The 14,340-nt window shown below is 63.5% G+C and carries 16 protein-coding genes; 5 read left to right on the top strand and 11 right to left on the bottom strand.

The genetic code is table 11. The features are described 5' to 3' along the window. The first annotated feature begins 64 nt into the window (after nucleotides 1–64). The 3 genes from AAFN55_RS07255 to AAFN55_RS07245 all read left to right on the top strand — a co-directional run bounded on the left by AAFN55_RS07255 (nucleotide 65) and on the right by AAFN55_RS07245 (nucleotide 2,862). Nucleotides 65–532 carry an invasion associated locus B family protein gene (locus AAFN55_RS07255; RefSeq protein ID WP_347800214.1) on the top strand — a complete coding sequence of 156 codons (468 nt, stop codon included), beginning with the start codon at nucleotides 65–67 and terminating at the stop codon, nucleotides 530–532. 158 nt (nucleotides 533–690) lie between these two features. Continuing rightward, complete coding sequence (tldD, locus tag AAFN55_RS07250) at nucleotides 691–2,106, top strand: metalloprotease TldD (RefSeq protein ID WP_347798184.1); 1,416 nt, start codon at nucleotides 691–693, stop codon at nucleotides 2,104–2,106. A 54-nt stretch (nucleotides 2,107–2,160) separates the two neighbouring features. Beyond that, a complete protein-coding gene (locus tag AAFN55_RS07245) occupies nucleotides 2,161–2,862 on the top strand; it encodes an NAD-dependent deacylase (protein ID WP_347798183.1) in 702 nt (233 codons plus the stop codon). Nucleotides 2,863–2,868: 6 nt separating this feature from the next. On the opposite strand, the gene AAFN55_RS07240 is transcribed toward AAFN55_RS07245, so the two are convergent. The 9 genes from AAFN55_RS07240 to AAFN55_RS07200 all read right to left on the bottom strand — a co-directional run bounded on the left by AAFN55_RS07240 (nucleotide 2,869) and on the right by AAFN55_RS07200 (nucleotide 10,265). After that, complete coding sequence (locus tag AAFN55_RS07240) at nucleotides 2,869–4,113, bottom strand: class I SAM-dependent RNA methyltransferase (RefSeq protein ID WP_347798182.1); 1,245 nt, start codon at nucleotides 4,111–4,113, stop codon at nucleotides 2,869–2,871. Further along, a complete protein-coding gene (locus AAFN55_RS07235; RefSeq protein ID WP_347798181.1) occupies nucleotides 4,110–4,874 on the bottom strand; it encodes a TlyA family RNA methyltransferase in 765 nt (254 codons plus the stop codon). The genes AAFN55_RS07240 and AAFN55_RS07235 overlap by 4 nt, the downstream gene beginning before the upstream one ends. A gap of 49 nt (nucleotides 4,875–4,923) precedes the next feature. Beyond that, nucleotides 4,924–6,837 carry a 1-deoxy-D-xylulose-5-phosphate synthase gene (gene dxs / locus AAFN55_RS07230; protein WP_347798180.1) on the bottom strand — a complete coding sequence of 638 codons (1,914 nt, stop codon included), beginning with the start codon at nucleotides 6,835–6,837 and terminating at the stop codon, nucleotides 4,924–4,926. Nucleotides 6,838–7,093: 256 nt separating this feature from the next. Then, entirely contained in the window at nucleotides 7,094–7,543 is a 450-nt protein-coding gene (locus tag AAFN55_RS07225; RefSeq protein WP_347798179.1) for a hypothetical protein, read from the bottom strand. A 131-nt stretch (nucleotides 7,544–7,674) separates the two neighbouring features. Next, nucleotides 7,675–8,064: a type II toxin-antitoxin system VapC family toxin gene (locus tag AAFN55_RS07220; protein ID WP_347798178.1), complete on the bottom strand. Its 390-nt coding sequence runs from the start codon at nucleotides 8,062–8,064 to the stop codon at nucleotides 7,675–7,677. Continuing rightward, nucleotides 8,061–8,321, bottom strand: coding sequence for a type II toxin-antitoxin system prevent-host-death family antitoxin (locus AAFN55_RS07215; protein ID WP_347798177.1), 261 nt, complete (start codon nucleotides 8,319–8,321; stop codon nucleotides 8,061–8,063). The genes AAFN55_RS07220 and AAFN55_RS07215 overlap by 4 nt, the downstream gene beginning before the upstream one ends. Before the next feature lie 59 nt (nucleotides 8,322–8,380). Beyond that, nucleotides 8,381–8,641 (bottom strand): exodeoxyribonuclease VII small subunit, encoded by a 261-nt coding sequence (locus AAFN55_RS07210; protein WP_347798176.1) that lies wholly within the window; start codon nucleotides 8,639–8,641, stop codon nucleotides 8,381–8,383. 5 nt (nucleotides 8,642–8,646) lie between these two features. Next, entirely contained in the window at nucleotides 8,647–9,573 is a 927-nt protein-coding gene (locus AAFN55_RS07205) for a histone deacetylase family protein (protein ID WP_347798175.1), read from the bottom strand. 86 nt (nucleotides 9,574–9,659) lie between these two features. After that, on the bottom strand, nucleotides 9,660–10,265 hold the full coding sequence (locus AAFN55_RS07200; RefSeq protein WP_347798174.1) for a TetR/AcrR family transcriptional regulator: 606 nt from the start codon (nucleotides 10,263–10,265) through the stop codon (nucleotides 9,660–9,662). Nucleotides 10,266–10,391: 126 nt separating this feature from the next. Here AAFN55_RS07200 and AAFN55_RS07195 point away from each other — a divergent pair, with 126 nt between their 5' ends. Further along, nucleotides 10,392–11,597: an MFS transporter gene (locus tag AAFN55_RS07195; protein ID WP_347798173.1), complete on the top strand. Its 1,206-nt coding sequence runs from the start codon at nucleotides 10,392–10,394 to the stop codon at nucleotides 11,595–11,597. A 55-nt stretch (nucleotides 11,598–11,652) separates the two neighbouring features. On the opposite strand, the gene ribB is transcribed toward AAFN55_RS07195, so the two are convergent. Both ribB and aroC read right to left on the bottom strand, forming a co-directional pair. Then, nucleotides 11,653–12,756 (bottom strand): 3,4-dihydroxy-2-butanone-4-phosphate synthase, encoded by a 1,104-nt coding sequence (ribB, locus tag AAFN55_RS07190; RefSeq protein WP_347798172.1) that lies wholly within the window; start codon nucleotides 12,754–12,756, stop codon nucleotides 11,653–11,655. Between the two features lie 32 nt (nucleotides 12,757–12,788). Continuing rightward, nucleotides 12,789–13,892, bottom strand: a complete 1,104-nt coding sequence (gene aroC, locus AAFN55_RS07185) for a chorismate synthase (protein WP_347798171.1) — start codon at nucleotides 13,890–13,892, stop codon at nucleotides 12,789–12,791. A gap of 178 nt (nucleotides 13,893–14,070) precedes the next feature. Here aroC and AAFN55_RS07180 point away from each other — a divergent pair, with 178 nt between their 5' ends. Next, on the top strand, nucleotides 14,071–14,337 hold the full coding sequence (locus tag AAFN55_RS07180) for a DUF1344 domain-containing protein (RefSeq protein WP_347798170.1): 267 nt from the start codon (nucleotides 14,071–14,073) through the stop codon (nucleotides 14,335–14,337). The last annotated feature ends 3 nt before the right edge of the window (nucleotides 14,338–14,340 follow it).

Here is a 14,340-nt window from a genome sequence, read left to right as displayed (position 1 = left end):
CAATGCAGGGATGAGTTTGATGCCGTTTCGATCGATAGTGGCGCTTGGAGCCATCGCGGCCACGATGGCCTTCGCCCTTCCCGCCGCTGCGCAACAGCAGCAACCGGGCTCGGTGCGCTCGACGCACGGCGCATGGTCCGTCATTTGCGACACGCCCGGCGGCGCGACCACCGAGCAGTGCGCGCTGATGCAGAATGTCGTCGCCGAAGATCGACCGGAAGTCGGACTGTCCGTCGTGGTGCTGCGCACTGCCGACGATCGCGCCGAAATCCTGCGTGTGCTCGCCCCGCTCGGCGTGTTGCTGCCGAACGGCCTTGGCCTCAACGTCGACGGCAAGGATATTGGCCGCGCCTATTTCGTGCGCTGTTTCCAGGATGGCTGCTACGCGGAGGTCATCCTCGAGGAGCCTCTTCTCGAGACCTTGCGCACGGGCGATGCCGCGACCTTCATCGTCTTCCAGACACCGGAAGAAGGCATCGGCATACCGGTCGAGCTCGACGGGTTTGCCGCGGGCTTCGACGCACTCCCGTAAATCCGGCCGCGGCCCGCAAATCCAACGTGATGCGTTATCCGGATAGCAGCGTCTCGTCGGCGGCTTGCAAGATGGCGCCCGGTGATGGCGGAAGCAGGTCGCGAAACCGGATTTGCGTCTCTATATAAGGCCGACACGTCCAGACCATGGAGACCCGCGTGACCCAGCGCCTTATCGAACAGTTCGACATTTCCGAAGAGGCCGTGCGCAGGATCGTCGCCGATACGATCGATGGCGCGGACGATGGCGAACTCTTCGTCGAGTATCGCGAAGGCGAAGCCCTCGTCTTCGACAATGGCCGGCTGAAGACGGCGAGTTTCAGCACGGATCGTGGTTTCGGTTTGCGGGCGGTGGCCGGCGAGGCATCCGGCTATGCGCATGCCAGCGACCTCTCCGAGGCAGCGCTGTTGCGCGCCAAAGATGCCGTCTCGGCTGTGAAGCAGGGTTATTCCGGCACGCTTGCAGCCGGCCCGACGGGTACGAATCGCAAGCTTTACGGTGACGAAAACCCGATCGCAGAGCCGGGCTTCGAGGCGAAGGCAGCACTTTTGCAGGAGATCGACGGATGGCTGCGTGACAAGGATCCGCGCGTCCGGCAGGTCACCGCTTCTCTGGCAGCGTCCTGGCAGCAGGTCGAAATCCTGCGTGCCGACGGCCACCTCGCGCGCGATGTTCGCCCCCTCGTCCGCTTCAACGTCTCGGTCATCGTCGGCGACGGAGACCGGCAGGAGAGCGGCTCCTACGGCATGGGCGGACGCAAGGCGTTCGGGGAATTCCTGGCCGAGGGGTCATGGCGGCACGCGGCAGAGGAAGCGTTGCGCCAGGCGCTGGTCAACCTCGATGCCATCCCCGCCCCCGCCGGCACGTTCGACATCGTCCTATCGTCCGGCTGGCCCGGTGTGATGCTGCACGAAGCGGTCGGCCACGGCCTTGAAGGCGATTTCAACCGCAAGAAGACATCCGCCTTCGCCGGTCTGATGGGCCAACAGGTGGCCGCCAAGGGCGTCACGGTCGTCGATGACGGCACGATCGCCGAACGCCGTGGCTCCCTGACGATCGACGACGAGGGCACGGCGACGAATCGCACGGTGCTCATCGAGGACGGCAAGCTCGTTGGATACATGCAGGACCGCCAGAACGCCCGCCTGATGGGTATGGCGCCCACGGGCAACGGCCGGCGCGAATCCTATGCACACACGCCGATGCCGCGCATGACCAACACCTACATGACCGCCGGCGAACACACGCCCGAGGAGATCATCGCCTCCGTCAAGAACGGCATCTACGCCGTTTCTTTCGGCGGCGGCCAGGTGGACATCACGTCGGGCAAGTTCGTGTTCGGCTGCACGGAAGCCTACATGATCGAGGACGGCAAGGTGACCCAGCCGATCAAGGGCGCCATGCTGATCGGCAACGGACCGGATGCCATGCACCGCGTCTCGATGGTCGGCAACGACATGAAGCTCGACACCGGAATCGGCATGTGCGGCAAGGCCGGACAGGGCGTGCCGGTCGGCGTCGGCCAGCCGCATCTGCGCATGAACCAGATGACGGTCGGCGGGACACGGACGTGATACATTTCGTATGCTCGAATACTTCGTCGCGAGAGCCATACTGAGAGCAGGCGAGTGATCCTCTCCTCCATCGTGATCCTTACCGGCGCCGGCATTTCGAAGGAATCCGGGCTTGATACGTTTCGCGACAAGAACGGCATCTGGGCGAAGGTGGACCATCGTGAACTGGCGACGCCCGAAGGCTTCGAACATGATCCGGCTAGGGTACACGCCTTCTACAACCAGCGCCGCCGTCAGCTACGGGACGTCCAGCCGAATGCGGCACACCATGCGCTCGCAAGGCTCGAAGGGGCGTATAAAGGTGCGCTTCTTCTGGTGACGCAGAATGTCGATGACCTGCACGAAAGTGCGGGTTCGCGCAAACTGATCCACATGCATGGCGAACTCAATGCCGGGCTTTGCGGCGCATGCGGGCAACGCTGCCGCTGGAAGAGCGACATGTCGACCCACTCGCAATGTCCGTCATGCCGCACTGTCGGCCGCATGCGCCCGGACATCGTGTGGTTTGGCGAAATGCCATATCAGATGGACCGCATCTATCGCGCGCTGGGTCAGGCCGAATTGTTCATCGCCATCGGAACGTCGGGAAACGTCTATCCTGCCGCGCAATTCGTCGAAGAGGCCGCGCATGCGGGGGCGCGTACGGTCGAGATCAACCTGGATGCTTCGGAAAACACCTCGCATTTCGACGAGGTGATCCGAGGGCCGGCGACACAAGCGGTGCCAGACTTTGTCGAGCGCCTGCTTGGCGCGTGACGCCGGTCAGCGGCGCTTGCGGGGCTTTTCCAGCAGGGCGACGGCTTCGACGTGCGGCGACCACAGGAACTGGTCGACCGGCACCACGCGCTTCAACTGATACCCGCCGTCGATGAGGATGCGTAGATCGCGCGCCAGCGTCACGGGATTGCACGATACTGCCGCGACGCGCTGCACTTGGCTTCGTGCAAGCTGCTTCGCCTGGTCTTCAGCGCCGGCCCGCGGCGGATCGAAGACGAGGCCGTCGAATTGCGCATCGAGTTCCTTGTAGGTGATGGGGCGGATGAAAAGGTCGCGCTTTTCGTTCGTGACCTTCTTCAGCCCGGAGCCGAAGCGATAGGCACGGTCGAGGCTGGCGAGTGCGGCAGCGTCGCCCTCGACGGCATGCACTTCGCTGCTATGCGCCAGACGCAGCGCAAAGGTGCCGATACCGGAAAAGAGGTCCGCGACACGCTTTGATTTCGCGAGGTGGTCGCCGACGAGGCCCACCATCGCATCCTCGGCCGAGGCGACAGCCTGCAGGAACGCGCCGGGTGGCGGGGTGACGGCCGTGTCGCCTGCCATGACGACCGGCTTCTTGGGCTCGACGATGATTTCGCCGTCGATCGACAGGCGCGCGATACCGCTGCGCATGACGAAATCCACCGCAGTCTGCCTAGCGCGCCCTTCGAGCGCGCCGCTGCCCTCGACCGCGACGTCCAGGCCGGATGCCGAATGCGTCACGCCGAAGCGAAACGGCTGCGTGGTGCGCGAAACGAGGCCCGCGAGATCGCGCAGAAGATCGAGGTTTTCGACGATCGATGGCTGGAGAACGTGGCATTCCTCGATGTCCACGATCAGATGCGACAGCGCGGAATTGAAGCCGAGCAGCATGCCGGCATCCGTGCGTCGCGCCGTCATCGCGCCCCGGCGCCGGGAGAGCGGCGCGCATGGCACGAGCGCACCGACTTCCGTCTCGATACCCTTCTGCGCCAGCGCCTCGATCACGCGATCGCGCTTCCATGCGTGGTACGCTTCCATCTCCATATGCTGGAGCGAGCAACCACCGCAGATTCCGAAATGGCGGCACGGCGGCTCGACGCGCAAGGGCGAAGGGTTGAGCACGGCCACGAGATCCGCCTTGCGGCCGTCCGACGACACGTTGACGCGCTCGCCGGGCAGCGTGAACGGCACGAAAAGCGGGCCTTTGGGCGTTTCGGCGATACCGTCGCCCTGCGCGCCCAGGCGATCGATCGTTATGACGTTGCTCATTGGTCCTTCATCCCGCCCAGCAGGAACTCGCGATTTCCATCGCCGCCTTCGATGGGCGACGGCGTGACCCCAATGGCGCGCCAACGCGACTGACGGTCGAGCCAGTCGCGCAGATCATCGGCGATCCGATCCGCGTCGGTCGGGTCGCGCAGCAAGCCGCCCTTGCCGATCGCCTCCCTGCCCGCCTCGAATTGCGGCTTCACCAGAAGAATGCAGACAGCACCCCGTTCGGCCAAGTCGAGTGCAGGCGGCAGCGCCAGCTTCAGCGAAATGAAGCTCACGTCGGAAACGATGAAATCGGGCCTGGCACCGCCAAGGTGATCGCGCGTCAGGTCCCGGGCATTGAGTTTTTCGAGCGATGTGACGCGCGGGTCGGCGGCCAGTTTCGCATCGAGTTGGCCATGGCCTACATCGAGCGCGGTGACATGGCGAGCGCCGCGCTCCAGCAATACCTGCGTAAAGCCACCCGTCGACGCACCGATATCGAGGGCGTCGCGATCTGCCGGGTCGAAGCCGAACTGCTCCAGACCAGCCTTAAGCTTCAACGCGGCGCGCGATACATAGGACTGTGCGGGGTCGCTCACTTCTATCTCGGCAGTCCCCGCCGTCGGCTGCCCCGGTTTGGCGACAGGCCTACCGTCGACCGTCACCGTTCCGCGCGCAATCGCGTCGCGTGCGCGCGAGCGGCTGGCGAACAACCCGCGTTGAACGAGAAGTTCGTCGAGTCGGGGACGCCCGGTCTTTGGTGCGGCTTCGTTCATGGCCACTCCTTGAGGCAAGCGAGCCGTCAAGGCAAGGTGGGTTCGGAACTCAGGCGCGGACAGCAGTCACGCCGTTGCCGAGTGCCGCGAACACGGTGCGCACGATACCGGTCGAGTCGAGGCCCGCATCGACATACATCTTTTCGGGCTTGGCTTGGTCGGTGAATTCGTCCGGCAGGATCAGCGGGCGCACCTTTAGGCCGCTTTCCAGCAGGCTTTCATGCGCCAGGAAGTGCAGCACATGCGTCGCGAAACCACCGATCGCGCCTTCCTCGACGGTGATCAGCACTTCATGCTCGCGCGCGAGCCTGCGCACAAGATCGGTATCGAGCGGCTTTGCGAAGCGCGCATCGGCAACCGTCGTCGACAGCCCGGCGGCATCGAGTTCCTCGGCCGCGATCAAGCAATCGGCAAGGCGCGTTCCGAACGACAGCAGCGCAACCTTCGTCCCCTGCTTGACGATGCGGCCCTTGCCGATCTCAAGCGGCTGCCCGCGTTCCGGCATTTCAACGCCCACGCCATTGCCGCGCGGATAGCGGAAGGCGATCGGACCTTCGTCATAGTCCGCGGCCGTGCGCACCATGTGGCGCAGTTCGGCCTCATCTGCCGCCGCCATCACCACGAAACCCGGCAGCGAGGCGAGATAGGTCGTATCGAAAGCGCCGCAATGGGTGGGACCATCAGCGCCCACGAAGCCGGCGCGATCGATCGGAAAGCGCACCGGAAGCTTCTGGATCGCGACGTCATGGACGACCTGATCGTAGGCGCGTTGCAGGAATGTCGAATAGATCGCGGCGAACGGTTTCAGGCCCTCGGTCGCCAACCCGGCGGCGAACGTCACGCCATGCTGCTCCGCGATGCCCACGTCGAAAATACGGCTCGGGAACGCCTCGCCGAACAGATCGAGCCCGGTTCCGGTGGGCATGGCCGCGGTGACGGCCACGATACGGTCGTCTTCCCGTGCCTCCTGGATCAGGCTGTCGGCGAACACCTTCGTGTAGCTCGGCGCGTTTGCGGGCGCCTTTGCCTGCGCGCCGCTGATGACGTCGAACTTGTTGACGCCGTGATATTTGTCGGCCGCAGCCTCGGCGGGGGCATAGCCCTTGCCCTTCTGGGTCACGACATGAATCAGAACCGGGCCCGTCCCGTTGTCGCGAACGTTGCGCAACACGGGGACGAGATGTTCCAGATCATGACCGTCGATCGGCCCGATGTGGAAGAACCCCAGTTCCTCGAACAAGGTGCCGCCGGTGACGTATCCGCGCGCATGCTCGACGGCCCGCGTCACGGCGCGGTCCACCCGCTTGCCGAGATAGGAGGTCAGCTTCTTGCCGATGTCGCGGATGCCGGCATAGGTGCTGCCCGAGGCGAGCCGCGCCAGATAGTGGCTCATCGCGCCGGAGGGCGGCGCGATCGACATGTCGTTGTCGTTGAGAATGACGATCAGCCGCGCATCGAGCGCGCCGGCATTGTTCATCGCCTCGTAGGCCATGCCGGCGGACATCGCGCCGTCACCGATCACCGCGATGACGTTGTTCTTGCCACCCTTCAGGTCGCGCGCGACCGCCATGCCGAGGCCAGCCGAGATCGACGTGGAGGAGTGTGCTGCGCCAAACGGGTCGTATTCGCTCTCGGCGCGCTTCGTGAAGCCCGACAGCCCGCCCTCCTGGCGCAGCGTGCGGATACGCTCGCGGCGACCGGTCAGAATCTTGTGCGGATAGGCCTGATGCCCGACATCCCAGATGATGCGGTCGTCCGGCGTATCGAAAACGTAGTGCAGCGCGACCGTCAACTCGACGACGCCGAGGCCGGCACCGAGATGGCCGCCCGTCTGCGAAACGGCGTCGATCAATTCGGTGCGCAGTTCAGATGCGAGCTGCGGCAGCTCGGATTCCGACAGCGCTCGCAGGTCTGCGGGATATTTCACCCGGTCCAGGAGCGGGGTATTCGGAGCTTGCGTCACGGTCGCGTCGATTTTCTCGTTGAGTTTAGCCGGAGATAGGACGTTGAACACCGAATGTAAATGCGCCGCATTGGCGCGAAAGTAGGGCAGATCAGCCCTCGGGAAGCGGAATAAACACGTTTTCGCCGCCCGGCACGATCTCGCAGCGCCTGGTTTTCCGTTACCGCTTGGCCTGTTCGATCCGTTCCTGCAACGTCGCGGACGACCGTTGCGTCGCTTCGACCATCGGTGATGATGCACGGAGAACGACGTCCGCTCATGAGGTATCGGGCACGTCGACAAGAAGCAGTGCGCCGAGAGCGAATGCCGCGAGCCGTGACAGGCTTGCAAGAGCGGCGCGCAGTGCAGGCGCACGGCCGGGCGGCGATGCGGCAGGATCGCAACCGATCCGCCTGCGCGTTGCGGGAAATCGTCTTGCCTGCCCGTCGATCTGCCGGGCGAGCGCGCGAAGGCTGAGGGCGAGACGCATGGCATCCAACGGGCCGGCACGTGGCGGAACGATCGGCATCAATGGTAATGGCGCGTCGGAGCCGTCGACGAAGTCGCGCGCCACCGCCTCGGCCTGCCGCAGGAACCACAGAACCAAGCTTGCGATTGCGGTGGAACGGCCGGCAATACGCTCGGCCAGATCGGCAAGGGACAGGAGCAGCGCGACGATACCGCCGAGTGCCGCCCGTTCCTGCTCGATTGCCCGTTTCCAGTCCATTGCCGCCGCTCCGTTGTTTGGCTGGGCATTGTCCGGGAGCGGAGCAGGGAGGTGGACAAGATTTTCGGAACGCTGCTGACAGATGCTGACAGTATGAGGGCCTGAGGGCCTGACGGGACCTGGAGTAGCCATCACCACGTCAGCAAGGCGACATCATAGCGCGCCAAATGCTTGTCGTATGTCACGAACTGCATCCCCTCAACGATCGACTGCGCAAGCATCAATCGGTCGAACGGGTCGGCGTGAATTGGCGGCAATCGCTCCACGAAGGCGGCGTGGATGGAATTCACTGGCAAGCTTGCAAAGCCAGCGGTCTCGAAATGGCCGATTGCGGCTTGTCCGGAGAATGGTGGGCTGTCCGGCCGTGCGAGGCGATGCTTGATGGCGATCTCCCACACCGCAATTACCGACACGAAGACATCGCTTCCCGAATTATTGATCGTTTCGAGAATCGCACGCGGAATTCGAGCCCGATCAGTCAGCAGCCAAATCGCGATGTGGGTATCAAGCAGCAGCTTCACTTATCTTCGGGCTCGCCGAGAAACATCGCTTCGATCTCGGCATCCATAGCCTGAAAGGCGTCGAAGTCCATCGGCGGGTATTTTCCCTCCAGCAGGCCAAGCTGAAGCTTCTTCTTGATAGGCGCATCAAGCGGCACAAGCTTCGCCGCAGGCTTGCCGTTGCGCGCGATTATGATCTCGCCTTCGGTGCCGCTCTCGACTGCATCCACAAGACGCGACAGCGTCGTTTTCGCTTCAAGCATGTTAACCGTCGTCATCAGGATCGCTCCTTAGCCAAGCTTGACCAAGATAATACGTGTCCGAAGATCCCGCAAGTTTATTCCGGATCGAGCGGCTCCACGCCCGCCGGCTTGCCGTCTCGTGACAGCCTGATCTTCTCGACCTTGTCCTCGGCCGCTTTCAAGAGTTTCTCGCAGTGCGCCTTCAGCGCTTCGCCGCGCTCGTAGATGCGGATCGACTGGTCGAGGGGCACGTCGCCGCGCTCGAGATCGTCGACGATCTTCTCCAGCGCGTCGAGCGCCTGCTCGAAGGTCAGCGCCTTGATGTCGTCGTGGGTCTGGGTTTCCGTTTCAGCCATTTCATTCATCCCTTCATCAGGCGGCGAACATGGGCGCCGACGGAGAACGACAGCCCCTGGAGGTCGTAGCCACCCTCAAGCAGGCTCACCAGCCGCCCGTTGGACCACCGATCGGCCTTGCCCATCAGTTCGCCGGTCGCCCAGTCGAAATCGTCCTCGTCCAGATTGATCTCGGCCAGCGGATCGCGATGGTGCGCGTCGAAGCCTGCCGAGATGATGATCAGATCCGGCTCGAAGCGGTCGAGCGCGGGCAGGACACGCGTGTTGAACGCCTCGCGAAAGATATCGCTTCCGGTGTTGGGCGACAGAGGCGCGTTGACGATGTTGCCGGCGCCTGTTTCCGACAGCGCGCCGGTCCCCGGATAGAGCGGCATCTGGTGCGTCGAGCAGTAGAGGACCGACGGATCGTCCCAAAAGATGTCCTGCGTGCCGTTGCCGTGATGCACGTCCCAATCGACGATTGCCACCCGCTCCGCGCCATGCGCGCGCTGGGCGTGGCGTGCCGCGATCGCGGCATTGTTGAACAGGCAAAAGCCCATCGCCGTGACTTTCTCGGCATGATGTCCGGGCGGTCGCGATGCGACGAAGACATTGTCCACCGACTTGGCGAATACGTCGTCTACGGCCGCGTTGGCAGCGCCAATCGCGGTCAACGCCGCGTCCCAGCTTTTCGGGCTCGCGGACGTATCCTCATCGATACGCGCGATACCCTCCGCCGGAATGCGGGATTTCACCTTCTCGACATACTCTTCCGGATGCGCGTACAGGATCGTCGCCGCATCGCCCTCCGGGGACTGCTGCCGATCGAGGCGATCGAAATCAGCCTCGGCGAGGATGCGCTCGATCGCGCGCAGCCGGTCGGGCCGCTCGGGATGGCCGGCAGGCGTCAGGTGTTCGAGATAGATCGGATGGGTGTAGAGACGTGTGATCATGCCCCGATATAGGCGTCTTGACCCTGATTGACTACGTCCGGCGCCATCGCAGGCGCCGTGTTCAACAGTCTTTGTACCAAGGGCGCCTATCGCAGCGGTCTCTCCTCAAGCAGACCCTCGAGCAGGGCTTCGAACGCGACCACGGCCTTTTTGGAGACGCCCTCCGGGTCCTCGGCGTTGGCGATCCATTGCGAGGCATATAGCGACGCGCCGTTGATCAATCGTGCCGCGGCCTCCGGTTCGACGTCCGGCCGCAGATCACCGCTCGCTTTGAGCTGGCGCAGGCTCTTTGTCATCGAGGCTATGCAGCCATCCTGGTTCGCCCAGGTAAACGGATCGCCCAGCACCGCGGGGCCATCACGATGGACGATGCGCTGGATTTCGGGATCGAGCGCCATCTCGATATAGCTGGTGCATTCGACCACGAAGGCGCGCCAGGGATCGGGCGCCTGCCTGGAAATTACCAGAATCCGCTCCGACATCTCGCGATCGAGTTCGGCCACGACCGCCTCGAACAAACCCTTCTTGCCGCCGAAATGGTGATAGAGCGCGCCACGCGTGAGGCCGGCTTCTGCGGTGAAATCGTCCATCGAGGCCTCCGCATAGCCAACTGTGCCGAAGGCCTTGCGGGCTGCGGTTACCAGTTTTGCGCGGGTTTCCGCGATCATCTCGGTGCGGGGGCGATGTGCCATTTCTTTTCCTGTACCAACTCACATACGCATCGTATGCCAATTGACATACGATGCGTATGAACCTACCTCGCTTTCATACGCCACGTATGTAAGTCGTCGTGGCCGGAAAATCGAGGAGTTTTCGTGATGACCAATCCTTATGCAGAGATTTTCAGGGCGAAAGGTGCGAAAGGCTTCGCGGCGGCCGGTTTCGTCGCGCGCCTCCCTGTCGCCATGTCGACAATCGCCATTGTCGCGATGCTGTCGCAGACACATGGCGAATACTGGCTCGCCGGCGCGGTCTCCGCCACGTTCGCCCTGACGAATGCGCTTCTCGCGCCGCAGATATCGCGGCTTGTCGACAGTTACGGCCAGAGCCGCGTGCTTCTCCCAGCGACGACGGTATCGATCCTCGCCTTCGCGAGCCTCTTGGTCGCCACCCACTACGCCTGGCCGACCCCATACCTGTTTGCGTTTGCCTTTGCGGCGGCCACAATGCCGAGCATACCTGCGATGGTGCGTGCGCGGTGGACCGAACTTTACCGAGACACGCCAAAGCTCGGCACCGCCTTCGCCTTCGAGTCCGTCCTGGATGAGTTGATGTACATCACAGGGTCGGTTCTCGCGGTCAGCCTGAGCGTGACCTTCTTTCCGGAGGCCGGCCTGCTGACATCGGTCATCTTCCTCACCGTGGGGTCCATTGCCTTCATAGCCCAGCGCTCGACGGAGCCGCGCATCCAGCCAGCGGCAATGACGGGCGGCCGTTCGGCGATCACGCTCGTTCCGGTCCAGTTCATCACGGTGGCGCTGATCGCGGTCGGCGCAATCTTCGGGACGGCGGAAGTGACCGTCATCGCGGTGACGCGCGAGCTCGGCCAACCTGCGGCCGCAAGCTTCGTGCTCGGCGGCTACGCCGTCGGCTCGCTCATTGTCGGGCTGATCTATGGCGCAATGCGCTTCACGCTGCCGCTCTCGCGCCAATTCGCCATCGCAATCGCGGTCGCAGCCACCACCACGATCCCGCTTCTGTTCGTGACCAACATCCCGATGCTTGCGATCGCGCTCTTTGCCAGCGGCGTGGCGATCTCACCGACATTCATCACCGCGTTCGGGCTCATCGAGCGCCTGGTGCCGCCTGCCAAGCTGACGGAAGGCATAACCTGGGTGATGACGGGCATCGGCATCGGCATGGCCGCAGGATCGTTCGCTTCCGGCTGGATGATCGATCAGTACGGCGCGATCAATGGCTTCTGGGTATCGGTTGCCGCAGGTGCGGTGGGGCTGACCACAGCTCTTCTCGGACAGCGCAGCCTGTCGGAGTCACGGCGCAATCCCGTTCCCGCGCTTGCATGAAGCCTGAGCCGTTGCGAAGCCCTTCGCGTTGCGGAGGGCTTCGTTGATTCGGCGGTCAGAGAATTTCGGTCGACGCGATCTCGATGCCGAAACCCTCGAGACCGATATAGTGGCGGGTCCGGGACGCGAGCAGCTTGATAGAGGAAATGCCGAGATCGCGCAGGATCTGCGCGCCGAGGCCGATCTCACGCCATTCGCTTTCACGGCGCAGCGCTTCCTCATGGGCCTCGCGGTCACCGGTCGGAGCGGGACGTTTGCGGTCGGCATGGCCGACGCCGACCGAGCCTTCGCGCAGATAGACCACGACACCGCGCTTTTCCGCCGCCATCATCTTGGTCACTTCACGAAGACGGCTTCCCGTACCGAACACGTCTTCCACGACGTTCTCCGTATGAAGGCGGACCGGCACGTCCTGGCCGTCCCGGATGTCCCCGAACACGATCGCCAGATGCTGCATGCTCTCCCATGGCAGGGTGTAGATGTAGGCCTTCGCCTTTCCTTCCGGTGTGTCGATATCGAAGCAGTCGACACGCTGGATCAGCGTTTCCTGACGCTGGCGATACGCGATCAGATCCGCGACGGAGACCTGCTTCAGCCCGTGCGTGTCCGCGAACGACTTGACCTGCGGACCACGCATCACCGACCCGTCATCGTTGACGAGTTCGCAGATGACGCCGACTGGCGGAAGGTTCGCGAGCTTGCACAGATCAACGGCGGCTTCGGTGTGACCGGACCGCATCAGAACGCCGCCCTCGCGGGCGACAAGCGGGAAGATGTGGCCGGGGCGCACGAAATCGGATGCGCCGACATTGCCGTTTGCAAGGTTGCGCACCGTGAGCGTGCGGTCGTCGGCGGAAATGCCCGTCGTCGTTCCGTGCTTGAAATCGACGCTGACCGTGAAGGCGGTCGAATGGGGCGCGTCGTTGTCGGCGACCATCGGCTGGAGGTTCAGCCGCCTGGCTTCCTCGCGCGGCATCGGCGCGCAGACGATGCCAGACGTGTGGCGCACGATGAACGCCATCTTCTCTGGCGTGCAGTGAACGGCCGCGACGATCAGGTCGCCCTCGTTTTCGCGCCCGTCATCGTCCATGACGACGACGATTTCTCCGCGTTCGAAGGCGCGCAACGCCTCGACGATCTTCTTCTGGTCGTATGCCATGCGTGCGCTGAGCCCCGTCTGTGTCAGTTCGTTCAGGCGATCCGGCCGGTCTGGCCGCGATGCCGCAAATAATGATCCGCGATCGCGCAGGCAACCATGGCCTCGCCGATCGGCACGGCGCGAATGCCGACGCAGGGGTCGTGACGGCCCTTGGTGCGGATATCGACGTCGTTGCCATCGACATCCACGGAACGTCGCGGCGTCAGGATGGACGAGGTCGGCTTGACCGCGAAGCGCGACACGACGGGCTGGCCCGTCGAGATGCCGCCCAGGATGCCGCCGGCATGGTTGGACATGAAGAACGGCTTCCCGTCATTGCCCATGCGCATCTCGTCGGCGTTTTCCTCGCCGGTCATGCGAGCCGTCTCGAAGCCGTCGCCGATCTCCACGCCCTTGACGGCGTTGATCGACATCAGATTGGACGCAATGTCTTGATCGAGCTTGGCATAGACAGGGGCGCCGAGACCAGCAGGCACGCCTTCGGCCACGATCTCGATCAGCGCACCGACCGACGAACCGGCCTTGCGGATGCCATCCAGATAGTCGGAAAAGATTGCGACGGACGCCGGATCAGGCGTGAAGAACGGGTTTTCGGCATCGCCGATGAAACCCCAGTTCCAGTTGGCCCGATCGATCGTCTTGTCGCCCATCGCGACCAGCGCGCCGCGCACCGACAGGCCCGGCACGATCTTGCGCGCCAAAGCACCGGCAGCGACGCGGGCGGCAGTCTCGCGCGCCGAGGAGCGCCCACCGCCCCGATAATCGCGGATGCCGTATTTCGTGTCGTAGGTGTAATCGGCGTGGCCAGGACGATACTGCCGCGCGATCTCGCCATAGTCCTTTGAGCGCTGGTCGGTGTTCTCGATCATCATCGACACCGGCGTGCCGGTCGTGATCATGGTCTCGCCGTCATCATCCATGACGAAACCGGACAGAACCTTCACCTCGTCGGCCTCGCGGCGCTGCGTGACGAAACGCGACTGGCCGGGACGGCGCTTGTCGAGTTCGGCCTGGATTTCCGCCAGCGTGAACCGAATGCCGGGCGGGCATCCATCGACCACGCAGCCAAGTGCGGCACCGTGGCTTTCGCCCCAGGTGGTAACGCGGAAGAGATGGCCGAAGGTGTTATGCGACATTGCGTGGTCCCTCTCCGGCCCCGCGACCGGATCACGCGACGCTTCTATTGGCCTTTGCGATGAGCGTCAAACCGACCAGCGCGCTAAAGTTTTGACACAGTCGCGCTGTTTCTGCTTTCGTGCGAAGAAGAAACCATGCTGCTTCACTTCACCGAAGCCAGAGATCAGGGAAGCGTCCATGCGCATCGTATCAGGGGTTCTCTCAGCGCTTGCAATCGTCGCCAGCGTGGGACTTTTTTCAAGCGGCGCGCTTGCGGCCGATGACGAGGGCAAGATCGCCAAAGTCGACCCGAACGGGCTGACGATCACTCTCGACAACGGCAACACCTACAAGCTCTCGGGCGAATTCGACATCGAGGCGCTTCAGCCGGGGACAGAGGTCGTCCTGGCCTACGACACGATCGAAGGCGAGAAAACGGTTACCGACCTCGTCACCTACGAGTAGCCC

This window comes from Mesorhizobium sp. CAU 1732 (assembly GCF_039888675.1).
Lineage (GTDB): Bacteria > Pseudomonadota > Alphaproteobacteria > Rhizobiales > Rhizobiaceae > Aerobium.
Note: the sequence above shows the minus strand (reverse complement) of the source record. Positions and strands in the feature narration are given on the sequence as shown.

Coding starts and splice junctions, on each gene's coding strand:
- AAFN55_RS07255 (WP_347800214.1), top strand. CDS start 65: ATGGCCTTCGCCCTTCCCGCCGCTGCGCAACAGCAGCAACCGGGCTCG.
- AAFN55_RS07240 (WP_347798182.1), bottom strand. CDS start 4,113: ATGAGCAACGTCATAACGATCGATCGCCTGGGCGCGCAGGGCGACGGT.
- AAFN55_RS07235 (WP_347798181.1), bottom strand. CDS start 4,874: ATGAACGAAGCCGCACCAAAGACCGGGCGTCCCCGACTCGACGAACTT.
- AAFN55_RS07225 (WP_347798179.1), bottom strand. CDS start 7,543: ATGGACTGGAAACGGGCAATCGAGCAGGAACGGGCGGCACTCGGCGGT.
- AAFN55_RS07215 (WP_347798177.1), bottom strand. CDS start 8,321: ATGACGACGGTTAACATGCTTGAAGCGAAAACGACGCTGTCGCGTCTT.
- AAFN55_RS07210 (WP_347798176.1), bottom strand. CDS start 8,641: ATGGCTGAAACGGAAACCCAGACCCACGACGACATCAAGGCGCTGACC.
- AAFN55_RS07205 (WP_347798175.1), bottom strand. CDS start 9,573: ATGATCACACGTCTCTACACCCATCCGATCTATCTCGAACACCTGACG.
- AAFN55_RS07200 (WP_347798174.1), bottom strand. CDS start 10,265: ATGGCACATCGCCCCCGCACCGAGATGATCGCGGAAACCCGCGCAAAA.
- AAFN55_RS07195 (WP_347798173.1), top strand. CDS start 10,392: ATGACCAATCCTTATGCAGAGATTTTCAGGGCGAAAGGTGCGAAAGGC.
- ribB (WP_347798172.1), bottom strand. CDS start 12,756: ATGGCATACGACCAGAAGAAGATCGTCGAGGCGTTGCGCGCCTTCGAA.
- aroC (WP_347798171.1), bottom strand. CDS start 13,892: ATGTCGCATAACACCTTCGGCCATCTCTTCCGCGTTACCACCTGGGGC.
- AAFN55_RS07180 (WP_347798170.1), top strand. CDS start 14,071: ATGCGCATCGTATCAGGGGTTCTCTCAGCGCTTGCAATCGTCGCCAGC.